11 protein-coding genes are annotated in these 11413 nt (G+C 60.0%); 6 read left to right on the top strand and 5 right to left on the bottom strand.

Annotated elements, in window-relative coordinates:
* Positions 1-116 precede the first annotated feature (116 nt).
* From DW850_RS06225 to DW850_RS06235, 3 genes are all read right to left on the bottom strand, one after another.
* Positions 117-857 (bottom strand): ATP-binding cassette domain-containing protein, encoded by a 741-nt coding sequence (locus DW850_RS06225; protein ID WP_117769450.1) that lies wholly within the window; start codon positions 855-857, stop codon positions 117-119.
* Between the two features lie 5 nt (positions 858-862).
* Positions 863-1798, bottom strand: a complete 936-nt coding sequence (locus DW850_RS06230; protein WP_147349597.1) for a hypothetical protein — start codon at positions 1796-1798, stop codon at positions 863-865.
* Between the two features lie 82 nt (positions 1799-1880).
* Positions 1881-3086, bottom strand: a complete 1206-nt coding sequence (locus DW850_RS06235; protein WP_147349598.1) for a hypothetical protein — start codon at positions 3084-3086, stop codon at positions 1881-1883.
* 552 nt (positions 3087-3638) lie between these two features.
* Here DW850_RS06235 and DW850_RS06245 point away from each other — a divergent pair.
* The 6 genes from DW850_RS06245 (at position 3639) to DW850_RS06270 (ending at position 8244) form a co-directional block, all read left to right on the top strand.
* A complete protein-coding gene (locus DW850_RS06245; RefSeq protein ID WP_006235293.1) occupies positions 3639-4151 on the top strand; it encodes a DUF2975 domain-containing protein in 513 nt (170 codons plus the stop codon).
* Between the two features lie 9 nt (positions 4152-4160).
* The gene (locus tag DW850_RS06250) at positions 4161-4412 is read left to right on the top strand and encodes a helix-turn-helix transcriptional regulator (RefSeq protein WP_006235292.1); all 252 of its coding nucleotides are present in this window, start codon (positions 4161-4163) and stop codon (positions 4410-4412) included.
* An 18-nt stretch (positions 4413-4430) separates the two neighbouring features.
* A complete protein-coding gene (locus DW850_RS06255; protein ID WP_255360342.1) occupies positions 4431-5138 on the top strand; it encodes a site-specific integrase in 708 nt (235 codons plus the stop codon).
* Between the two features lie 396 nt (positions 5139-5534).
* Positions 5535-5822, top strand: coding sequence for an ACT domain-containing protein (locus DW850_RS06260; protein WP_006235289.1), 288 nt, complete (start codon positions 5535-5537; stop codon positions 5820-5822).
* Between the two features lie 74 nt (positions 5823-5896).
* On the top strand, positions 5897-7315 hold the full coding sequence (locus DW850_RS06265; RefSeq protein WP_117786563.1) for a citrate synthase: 1419 nt from the start codon (positions 5897-5899) through the stop codon (positions 7313-7315).
* Positions 7316-7401: 86 nt separating this feature from the next.
* Entirely contained in the window at positions 7402-8244 is an 843-nt protein-coding gene (locus DW850_RS06270) for a Cof-type HAD-IIB family hydrolase (protein ID WP_117786564.1), read from the top strand.
* A 118-nt stretch (positions 8245-8362) separates the two neighbouring features.
* Here DW850_RS06270 and DW850_RS06275 read toward each other — a convergent pair whose 3' ends face one another.
* Positions 8363-9157, bottom strand: a complete 795-nt coding sequence (locus DW850_RS06275) for a Cof-type HAD-IIB family hydrolase (protein ID WP_006235286.1) — start codon at positions 9155-9157, stop codon at positions 8363-8365.
* A gap of 206 nt (positions 9158-9363) precedes the next feature.
* On the bottom strand, positions 9364-11184 hold the full coding sequence (locus DW850_RS06280) for an adenine deaminase (protein ID WP_117786565.1): 1821 nt from the start codon (positions 11182-11184) through the stop codon (positions 9364-9366).
* Positions 11185-11413 lie beyond the last annotated feature (229 nt).

Consider the following 11413-nt stretch of genomic DNA (forward strand, 5'->3'; position numbering starts at 1 on the left):
AAAAGTAACAGACCGGATGAAGATACGTGCGACGGGGGCGAGGCGAATGGCTGAGCGGTATCGATATGCGGGTTCAACGGTATCACATTGGCCACATAGATTTTTAACTTGCATTTCTACCCGCCCTTTTCGTAGAGTCGCCGATACGTGCTTAGCGCACCCTCGGCGCGTCCGGCAGGCTTTGCGAAATGGGATCCAGGAGACTTCGGCGCAGCATCATCTTGCGGAATGCTTCTAATGAGCCTCCCATCCTTCAAAAACAGAATCTCATCGCACAGCCTATCGACCGAATCCAAGATGTGGGATGACATGATGATGCACGTACCAGAATCGGCCAGCTTCCTGAGAATCTCGGAATGCAAGTCCACCCTGCTGGGGTCGAGCGCGTTCATGGGCTCATCTAATAGAAGGTACCGCGCGCCCGTCGCATACGCAATCGCCAGGGTAAGCTGCTGCTTCATGCCCTGGCTCAGAGTGCGGATCCTCATCTTCGCGAACTCGCCTATCTGCGTTTGTTCCACTATCTCTTCGATATCGCGAGCATGCGGCCACATATCGCAAACCATCTTGAGGTGATCTTCCGCACGCAATCCGGGATACAGCAGCGTCCCCTCACCAGGTGCATAGAAGATCATAGAACGGACCTCTCTCGCACCCGTACCCTGCACCTCATCCAGAACGATGCTCCCGTCCACGCGAGGACCCGGCAAACCTGCCATCGCACGCAGCAACGTCGTCTTTCCATGCCCGTTCGGAGCGACGAGACCGTAGACCGTACCCGGGGCAAACTCAGCGTTCACCGAATCTACGAGCACCTTCTTTCCATAAGAGATCGTCAGCGTTTGAAGGTCAATCATCGAGATCATCCCCTTTCGATCTTTGGAACACTCAGGCGCACCATCAACGGAGATACGGCGCCCAAGACCACTAGCAGAGCGCCCGATGCGCCGACGACCTCTCCAAAAGGCATCGCGTTCGTCCCTCGCCCAGGGAACCCAATCGTCCCCACCTGGGAAGCGGGATCAAACGAGGCGAATGGAGCCAGCAGCGCGACGCCCATGCCCACGCTTTCAACATGAGCGCTCAACGAACCCAACACCAAGAGAACCGCGCAAACCATTCCGGTGACAACGGGGTTGCGGCTAATCGCTGCTGTCAACGCAGCGACGACGGAAATCACGCCGTATGCCATGACCAGCAACGGAATACTGCACAACACCGCCTCCCCCACCATGGACGTTGTCGAAGCTCCCGCCCGAATGAGAGCGACGGGATACTCCGATCCACCCGCACCGTTCTTAATCACGGACACAACGACAGCGGGAACCATCGACACCAAAAGCAGCACCAAGCCAAGCAGGAGAGCCAGCGCAACAGCCGTCAGAAAACGCACATGCGCTGTTGCGGGGATCTGGAGAACCAGAAGGGAACGACACTGCAGGTGGGTGCACGCGAGCGATGTGACAACCACGGGCAACAGCAAAAATAAGGAGGGAAGCGCTGCCTGGAGATACGAAAGGAGGATTAATGGGGGCATCTTCGTACTTAACTCGTAAACCTTGGGGTCCGGCAAGCTCGCGATCGACTCAAGCAGAAGGGCACGCGCCTCCGCACGAGAAGGAGTCTCCGGCTCGATTCCGATCGATTGCAGGAGAGTCGCATCTGCCGCGCCCAGCTCACCTCGAGCGCGCTCGTACGTCGCAAGGCTTCGAAACCCCTCCGCAGGCATAGGCGCGTACACGAAACCCGAAAGAGCATCCCGCATGTCTTCCAGGGCCGCTTTGCCCTCGACGTCCATATTCGCAGCGTTCTGCTCTAGATACCGATCTATTGAACGGAGCTCCCCATCCCTATACCGAACAGCGGAAACGTTATCAGCGTCAGGAAACATCTCGACCAGAGCCGGGGCCAGCATCGTCGTCGACATTGCAATCGCGCATACGGCGAGGGTAGGAGAACGCAGGAGCAGTTTCCCCCATCGTTCTTACGTATGCAACGGCGGAGGCACAAGCGCTCGAACGAGTTGCCGTTCTCGATGCAGTGAAGGAACCTCTCTCAAGACAAATCGGGGATATCGGGCACGCGCAGCCGCTCTTTCCAGCAACGCAAAGCAGGCTAATTGCCAGCACCTCGATCCCGATTGCGCATACGAGGGCAATCGCGCCACGCTCGAAGCAAAGTCCAGGCAGATTCACTATCTGCGTTGTCGGGTACGGGCTATAGGCGCCGACGGTCAACTCAGTGTTCGCATACGTAAGGGGATTCAACAGGGCGAACTCACGTAAAGCGATGGATCTTCCGTAATACCCGGGAACCATCGTCACCCCCATCAGGGCACATACGAACACGATTCCAAGCGTAGGGTTATTGGCAATCTTCACGGCAAGGTGAACGACAAGCGAGATGAACGCTGCCACCAAGAATTGCAAGATGGCCGTCTGCGCGAACACCAGCCAAGCCGGTTTGATAACCGGAGTCGCATATTGAATGTAGCCTATCGGATAGAACGGCGAGCCCGGGCCATTCTTCACAAGCGCGGCGATTATCCCTGGAAGATTGATGGCGAGGACGGCAAGCATTGCAAAAACACTCGCCCATACGCTCGATGCAACAAGTCTACCCAGCTCGCCCATCGGTGCCTGGATGATGAGCTTTTCACGTTTGTTAAGACGCGCGGCAAGGAACGAGACGGCAACGGCCGTTGCGACCCATAGCAAGTACTCCTTCGATCCGTCATAATAGGTGTACTCTCCATCCGATATCTGCAGAAACGGAAGTAGGGGAGAGAGCGGTGCCAAGATAAGACGTCCCGCGGCAAGAGGGTACAGAAGCGCGGGCATGCTTGATGAAGAGGTATAGACACCGTCCTCCCCCGCATTCACAAGCGCATCCGCATAGGATGCTGACAATTCCTGCTCAACACGGGTTATTCCCGACTCGAGGTATTCGACCCGTCCGTCGATGCCAGCCGCGCTCCTGAAGACGGGCAGAGCACAAAGAACCATCAACGCAACAACGACAACACAGAGCGACCTGGAGGAGAGAAGCGACCTAAAGATCGCCTTCGAGATTTTGAGCATATTCATCGCCAACCTTAACCTCATCCAGTCGGAACAGAGGGGCCGAACAAAATGCTCGGTCCTTCCTCGCATCTAGTAGGTGCTATAGACAAATTGCCATTTATCAGTTGTGCCAAGAACACCACAGGAGCACATTGCAGCGAGGCGGGATTCCCTATGATGCGCGGATCGGCGATAGCCATTTCGGTAGGAGATCGTCTTGTAAGAGATGTTGAACATCGAGATGCTGTGCCCGCTTACGCCGCGAGGACAGCTGTAGCTCCAGTAGGTATCGACGACGTCGTCCGTATACCCGAGGGGCTCAACGAGGGCACACTGGCTGCTCTCCTGGGAAGGAGGCATCGGGGTATCCGCAAAAGCGGGGGCTCCCGGCAGCAACAGACAAAGAGCGAGGCCGAGGAAAACCAAGAGCTTACACGACTTAACAGTACTGAACATAATCCTCTCCAATCTAGAGGGGTTTCGGTTGCAGTATGCTGTGATTACTTGCCGGCAAAGTCAATTTAACATAAACTGTTAAAAAGTAACCTGAGTTTTTTAAATTCTTCGGAGGTTATTATGAGTTCCGACAATCGCACTCCCCGGCTTCATTCCTTCCGCATCGCATGTGCGATAGCCTCTGCGACCCTTTGCGCCACCGCCATCGCACAAGTGGCGTTCTCCTTAAAGCCAGCAATCGAAGTGCTCGACAACCCTGTAATTGCAGACTCCCCCGCGTATCCAGCCCTTGCGATCTCGACATTGGTCCCTGCCGTCATCGGTATCGCTACGACCATCCTCAGCGCCGTTCTCGTGTGGACGATCAAGAGCGGAGACCCCTTCAAGAAAGGGTCTGCGACATGCTTGAAGGTGCTCGGCATTCTCTTCGTTGTTCAAGCTGCCACCAGCCTCTACGCCGGCTCACTCAAAACCTCCGTTTCGATGTTTGGCGGCGAGGGGGCCGTCGGCGCCCAAGAGATCGCTTCATCATTCGATTGGACCTCTCTGGTTCTCGGCATCGTCCTGTTCATGCTTTCCCAGCTCTTCTTGTACGCCCGAGAGCTGTACCTCGACTCCGACGAGATTGCATAAGGAAACGCCATGCCCGTAATTGTTCGCCTCGACAAGATCATGGCCGAGCGAAAGATTTCCTCGAACGAACTTGCCGAAAGGATTGGAACCACGCCCGTGAACCTGTCCCGTATTAAAAAAGGGCATATTCGCGGCATTCGCTTCAACACACTCGAGCAGCTATGCCTCGCCCTTCGTTGCCAACCCGGAGACCTTCTCGAAGTCATGAGCGAAGAGGATGCCCGAAAGGAGTTCGGACTCGATTGGTCCGCCGAGGATTAGAGGGCGGTCGTACTCGCCCTGCACACGGGGATGCGAATCGGCGAGGTCTGCGGCCTTCGGTGGTGCGATGTGGATTTCGAGACGGGCCTGATCTCGATCAGACACTCGGTGGCGTACGCGAAGGGAATGGGTTCGTTCATCAAGGACACCAAGACCCATGACGCCAGGGGTATCCCCATCGACCCGGTCGGCCTACTCCCCTTCCTGAAGGAGACCCACGAGATCGACTGCGGAAAGCTGCGCTTGCGCGGCCTTACCGGGGCGGTCGAGATCGGGGACTGCTACATCCTGTCGGAGCCGGGCGCGACCTTCGCGACGACAAGCTATATCCGCAGGGCGTTCAAGACGTTCTCGGAGACCAACGGCCTCATGGGCACCAACGACGAGCTGATCACGTTCCACGGCCTTCGCCACACGTTCGCAACGCAGTGGATCCGCCAAGGCGGCGATATCAAGGCGCTCCAATCGATCCTCGGCCACAAGGACGCCATGGCGACGCTCAACGTCTACGCCGACATCGAGCCCATCTCCAAAATCCATAACATGCTGCGCGCCACGCCGTGCCTTTGGCGCGGGCACCTCGGGCCGAGGGTCGATCCGGGTCCCATGTTCCAACAGAGGATCCAGGAGTCCATCGAGACGCTCCAGGCGTTCGGCTACGGCATCACCGAGCCGGACGACCGAAATATCGCCATACGCGACGTGAAGACGAACAGTTGGCTCTAGCTCACCGAGTACGCGGCAGTGCTGGGCCCATCCCAACTGAGGTCACGGTGGTCCGATAGGGGCGCCGCCCGCGGCATGCGCCGCGGAGCGGTATCCCCTACCGAAGGGCGGGGATGCCCTCCGCTTCCAGTTCGGAATCAGCCGTCGGAGGCGTTCGGCTGACTGCGGGAACGGCCTGTCCGCTCAATGTGTTCGGCTGAGATCGGAAATCAACCCAACACGAGCCGGACACGCGCCAGACGGCTCTTCCCCGTGCGGCCTTCCCCCTTACGCTCATGTTGCAGGCATGTAACGCCGCAGCGAGCGCGCCTTTTTTGCGCCAGACAGGTACAATGATGAACACTGTACCGTAGCGGAGCGCCCCGCGCGCGCCGCGACCACGCGAAAGGGTTTCCCATGGCCGAGATCTCGTCCTCCCGTATCGTCATCACCGTCCTTGGCAAGAACCGCCCCGGCATCGTCGCCGGCGTCACCCGTGTCCTGGGCGAGGCCAACGTCGACATCCGCGACATCACGCAGTCCATTATCGAGGACATCTTCACCATGACCATGCTGGCCGACACCGCTGAGTCCAAGCTCGATTTCGCCGAGCTGCAGAAGGCCCTGGCCGAGGCCGGCGAGCTTTCGGGCGTCAACGTGTCCATCCAGCGCGAGGACGTCTTTAACTTTATGTACCGCCTGTAGCGAACAGGCTGCGTGGAGACGGCCCAACGTGCGCCCAGGCGCAACGTCACCACATGGCCCGGAGAGGAGCGCACATGGCCTACGACGCCAAGAAAATCTACTACCGCTTCGACGACCACCTGAGCCGTCTGGTCTTGGATTACGAAGCAAGCCGCCAGATTTCGTCTGAGAGCGAAAACCTCTACCACGGCCTGCCGACCGACCCTTATGACGAGGGCCTGTTTGTTGAGCACAATGTCAAGCGCGGCCTGCGCAATGCCGACGGCTCGGGCGTGGTCGCGGGCCTCACTCGCATCTCGGATGTGCACGGCTACAACAAGGTCGACGGAAAGGTCGTGCCCGATCAGGGCAAGCTCACGCTTCGCGGCTACAGCATCGAGGATCTGGTCAACAATGCCCAGGCCGAGAATCGCTACGGCTACGAGGAAGTCGCCTATCTGCTTATCACGGGTTCGCTACCCAACAAGGAAGAGCTCGACGGCTTTTGCGAGCGCCTGGGCGCCTTTAGACATCTGAGCGACGAATACGTCCGCGAGTTCCCCATGACCACGGTGTCGTCGAGCATCATGAATGTGCTTCAGCGCGCCGTGCTGCTGCTCTACGCCTTCGACGCCGAGCCCGACGCCATTACACCCGAGCACGAAATCGACGTCGCCATCTCCATGCTCGCCCGTCTCCCCCGCATCGCCGCCTTCGCGCATATGGCCTCGGTCGCCAAGCGCCGCGGCTCCGAGGTTCATGTACCGCACCCCACACCCGGCCTCTCCACCGCCGAGACTATCCTGCAGGTGTTGCGCGGCGGCATGGCATTCACCCGCGACGAAGCCATGCTGCTCGACGTGATGCTCATGCTGCATGCCGAGCACGGCGGCGGCAACAACTCCACCTTCGCCTGCCGCGTGCTGTCCTCTTCGGCAACCGACCCGTATTCCGCTTACGCCGCGGCTATCGGCTCGCTCAAGGGCCCGCGCCACGGCGGTGCCAATGCCAAGGTCGTGTCTATGCACGAGGACATCCGCGCGCATGTCTCCAACTGGGAGGACGAGGACGAGGTTGCAGCCTACCTGGGCAAGATTCTCGACAAGCAGGCCTTCGACGGCACGGGTCTCATCTACGGTATGGGCCACGCCGTCTACACGCTGAGCGACCCGCGTGCCGAGGTGTGCCGCCGTTACGCGCGCTCACTGGCAGCCAAGAAGGACTTGGGCGAAGAGTTCGCACTCATCGAGCGCATCGAGCGCCTGGCACCCCAGGTCATGCGCGACCACGGCATGACCAAGCCCATCTGCGCGAACATCGACCTGTACACGGGCTTTATCTACAAGATGCTCGGCGTGCCCGAGACGCTTTTTACGCCGCTATTCGCCGTCGCCCGCATGGCCGGCTGGTCGGCGCACCGCATGGAAGAGCTCTTCTGCGCGCACCGTATTATTCGCCCGGCCTATCGTCCGGTGATCGAGCCGCTGGAGTACAAGCCGCTCGCCGACCGCTAGGACGCGAACCGTTATAGAACTCGAGCGTGGCCAGGGACCCAAGCCCTCGGCCACGCTTTTTATGCCAGTAGAAAGGGCTGCATCAAATGATTGTGTTTTCCGATATGGATGGGACGCTGCTGACGAGCGATAAGCAAATGAGCGATGCCACCTGGGCGATGCTCGACGAGCTCGCACGTCGTGGCATCGAGTTTGTTCCCTGCACGGGACGTCCACTGTCGGGCATCTTTGAGCCCATTCTCGCCCATCCCGCCGTGCATTACGCGGTCTGTGCCAACGGCGCCAGCGTCTGGCAGCTCGACGAGGATACGCCCACCGACGCCTCGCGCGCCACGTGCATCTTGAGCCGTCCGCTCGACCGTGGCATTGCCCACCGCATCCATCGCATTGCCGCCGGCCACGATGTGACCTTCGATATCTTCGCGGATGGGCAGTGCTTCCTCCCCCGCTCGCTATACGGGCGTCTGGATGAGTTCTGTGGCGGCGACCCCCACATCGCGGCTTCGCTCAAGCGCACACGAACGCCGATCGACATGAATATCGACAGCAAGATCGACGAGGTCGAGACGCTCGAACGCATCGCTATGTACTGGCACGACCCCGCCGATCGCGACGCCATCGCGGCGGCGCTCGACACGCTCGGAGGCATTGAGGTCACGCGTTCGTACGCCATGAATATCGAGGTTATGGGCGAAGGCGCCACCAAGGGAACGGCCCTCACGTGGCTGTGTGAGCATCTGGGCGAGCGTCTCGCCGACGCCTGGGCGTTCGGCGACAACATCAACGACATCCCCATGCTGCAGGCAGCGGGCCATGGCATGGCCATGATCAACGCCGAGCCCGAAGATCGCGAGGCCGCCGACGCCATCACCGAATACGACAACGACCACGACGGCGTCGCCCGCACCATTATGGCCGCCCTCGCCTAGTCATTGGTCAGTCATTGGGGACGTTCTTAAACGACTAGTCACTGGGGACACTCTTCGCAAAAAGCTGCAAGGACTGTCCCCCACTGTCGGCAGAAAAGGAACGTCCCCATCTGCCGGATTAGGAGAGACTCTCCAGCACGCGACGGAGCTCCTGCTGGACGGCGTGGTCGCGGTTACAACCCACCACGCGATCGGCCACCGCCTTAAGCGCGGGGCGCGCGTTTTCCATCGCGCAGCCCGTGCCGACAAAGCGAATGATCTCGTAGTCGTTCATCGAGTCGCCAAACGCCATGACCTCGTCGCGACCAATGCCGTAATGCTCCGCGAGCTGCGCGATACCCGAGGCCTTCGACACACCGGGCTGCATGGCATCGATCCACGCGTTGCCCGAAGGCGCAAAAGTAAAGAGCTGACCAAGTTCGCGCTGTAGCACGTACGCACTGTCCATAACCGCACTGTCGTCGCAAAAGATACTCGCTTTGATGATATTTACGCTGGGATCGGGCAGCTCCCAAATACGCTCGGCATTGGGAAGGTCCTTATCGACCTCACGCACGAACTTGCACTCGTCATCGAGCAGGAAGGACTTGGTTCGGTCAAAGAGCGCAAGATGCAGATTGGGAAACGTCCTGACGGCTTGGGCGAGCCTTCGAATCGCCAGGTGGGAATACACCTCACGGTCTACCATCTTACCGTCGGCGTAGACTTGGGCGCCGTTAGCGGCGACAAAGTCCATCTTGTCGCGAACGGGCGCAAAGAACTCGCACAGGCGATCGTAGCGACGACCTGACGATGCGGCGAAATGCACGCCATGCTCGTGTAGCGCCAGAATCAGTTCGTAGGTCTCGGGAGGCACCTGGCCGTTTTCGTCAAGCAGTGTGCCGTCCATATCGGATGCAATCAGTTTAAACATAGAAAAGCTCCCTTCGGGCTTGTTGGAATCGAACGTGTATCCGATTCCAACGTACCCAAAGGGAGCTCAAATAAGACTCCGCGGGCGTAAACGTTACATAGACCTGGCAAATAGCTCACGCGTGCCAGAGAGCCCACGACCGCGGCGGCAGGCGACACACGGAAGAGTGTCCCCGACGACTAGTCGTTTAAGAACGTCCCCGATGACTAGTCGGCGTAGGTGAAGGTGGTGACGTCGAACATGCCCTCGGGGCGGATGCGGAGCGTCGGGATCACCGGCAGGGGCAGGAAGATGATGCCCATGATGGGGTCGAGCGGCGGCTCGATGCCCATGGCGCGCGCCTTGACCATAAAGTCGTCGTGCTGCGCGGCGACATCCTCGGCCGTGCCCTCGCTCATCAGGCCACCGAGCGCCAGCGGGATGCGCGCTACGACCTCGCCATCGCGTACCAGCACGTGGCCGCCCTGGCCAACAGCCTCGACGGCAGCCATCATGTCGGCCGCGTTGTCGCCCACCACGCACACGTTGTGCGAATCGTGGCCAATCGTCGAGGCGATGGCACCGCCCGTGATGGTAAAGCCGCGCACCCAGCCGCGACCAATGTGCTTGCCAACGAGACCCAGGCCCGCAGGACCATCACCGTCGGCGCCCTCGGCCTGCAGTGACACGCCGCGGCCGTGGCGCTCGATCAGCATAATGCGGCGCAGGCCCTCGGCGCTCTCGGGGCGAGCCATGCCCGTGATGGCCTTACCCGGCACCACGTCAATCACGGCCTCGCCCGGCTTAAAGGCATAGTCAAACACGTCGAGCGAAAGCTTCGGCAGCTTAACGGAGGCGCGCAGCTCATCGGCAAGGGCCGCAACCTCGGCCATCTCGGGTGCGATCTCGCCCACAAAGGTGCCGTCCTGCGCCACCAGAGCACCGGCGGCATATACGCGATGCGGAGCCTTGGCAAACGTCAGGTCATCGAGCAACAGCAGGTCGGCGCGTTTGCCCGGGGCGATCGCGCCACGGAGCTCATGCGGGTCGCGACAGCCGTGGTCCAGGCCAAATGCCTCAGCCGTGGAAAGGGACGCCATGGAGATGGCGACCACCGGGTCGATGCCGGCCTCGATGGCCACGCGGCAGGCATTGTCGATCATGCCGGTCGAAAGAGCATCGGAGGGAGCGCGGTCGTCGGTCGCAAAGCAGCAGCGGCGGGCGCGGGCAGGGTTCTCCAGCAGCATCGGAGACAAATTGGCCAGGTCGTGGCTGCACGTGCCCTCACGCAGCATCACATACATGCCGCGGGACAGCTTGTCGAGCGCCTCCTCGGGAATCGTCGACTCGTGGTCGGCGATAATGCCCGCTGCGGCATAGGCGTTGAGGTCCATACCGGCAACGAGCGGCGCGTGGCCGTCAACCTGCTTGGACGGCGTCTGGTTGGCAGCATCGATGCGGGCACAGGTCTCGGGGTCGGCCATAAAGACGCCCGGCAGGTTCATCATTTCGCCCAGACCAAAGACATCGCCCGGATGCTCGGCAAAAAACGCCTGCATGTCAGCGGCGGTAATCACAGCGCCCGCTTGCTCGTCGGGCAGTGCGGGCACGCACGAAGGCATCATGTACTTGATGGAGATGGGCGCACGACGACCATCCTCGATCATAAAGCGCAGGCCGTCGAGACCGGCAACATTGGCAATCTCGTGGCTGTCGGCAATGGCGGTGGTAGTACCGCGCGTCGCGGCCATGCGAGCATACTCGGCGGGACGGATGTTCGAGGACTCAATGTGCAGATGCCCGTCAATAAAACCGGGAGCGAGATAGCGACCCTGGCAGTCGACGACCTCAGTTGCCTCGTAGGTGCCAGCGGCATCGTCGCGACCATCGTAGAGCACGCCGACGATCACACCGTCCTTGACGGCAACGCTACCGGGCGCCACACGCTGGCCATACACGTCGACGATCCGCGCATTGGTAAACAGCGTGTCGACGGGCACGCGGCCCTCGGCGGCCTCGATCACAGACCTCATGACCTCAACGGACATACATTCTCCTTTAACCGTAGAAAACAGCTGCGGAGCGGACAGGCCTTCACCGCAGCAAGACAATAGCCATTGTATGCCCAAACGATGGGTCGGGAATACACCCCCTCCGCTTAACGGCACACGCCACCCCGCGCAATGAGAAGGAGTGTCCCCCTACGACTACTCATTTATGTCTGTCCCCAATGAGTACCCCGATGTTCTGGCAACGACAGACACTATGACCCAATCC

The organism is Collinsella sp. AM36-4AA (genome assembly GCF_003467795.1).
GTDB lineage: Bacteria > Actinomycetota > Coriobacteriia > Coriobacteriales > Coriobacteriaceae > Collinsella.

Excerpts from the sequence above, each read along its gene's own strand:
- DW850_RS06225 (WP_117769450.1), bottom strand. The coding sequence starts at position 857 with ATGATTGACCTTCAAACGCTGACGATCTCTTATGGAAAGAAGGTGCTC.
- DW850_RS06230 (WP_147349597.1), bottom strand. The coding sequence starts at position 1,798 with ATGGACGTCGAGGGCAAAGCGGCCCTGGAAGACATGCGGGATGCTCTT.
- DW850_RS06235 (WP_147349598.1), bottom strand. The coding sequence starts at position 3,086 with ATGAATATGCTCAAAATCTCGAAGGCGATCTTTAGGTCGCTTCTCTCC.
- DW850_RS06245 (WP_006235293.1), top strand. The coding sequence starts at position 3,639 with ATGAGTTCCGACAATCGCACTCCCCGGCTTCATTCCTTCCGCATCGCA.
- DW850_RS06250 (WP_006235292.1), top strand. The coding sequence starts at position 4,161 with ATGCCCGTAATTGTTCGCCTCGACAAGATCATGGCCGAGCGAAAGATT.
- DW850_RS06260 (WP_006235289.1), top strand. The coding sequence starts at position 5,535 with ATGGCCGAGATCTCGTCCTCCCGTATCGTCATCACCGTCCTTGGCAAG.
- DW850_RS06265 (WP_117786563.1), top strand. The coding sequence starts at position 5,897 with ATGGCCTACGACGCCAAGAAAATCTACTACCGCTTCGACGACCACCTG.
- DW850_RS06270 (WP_117786564.1), top strand. The coding sequence starts at position 7,402 with ATGATTGTGTTTTCCGATATGGATGGGACGCTGCTGACGAGCGATAAG.
- DW850_RS06275 (WP_006235286.1), bottom strand. The coding sequence starts at position 9,157 with ATGTTTAAACTGATTGCATCCGATATGGACGGCACACTGCTTGACGAA.
- DW850_RS06280 (WP_117786565.1), bottom strand. The coding sequence starts at position 11,184 with ATGTCCGTTGAGGTCATGAGGTCTGTGATCGAGGCCGCCGAGGGCCGC.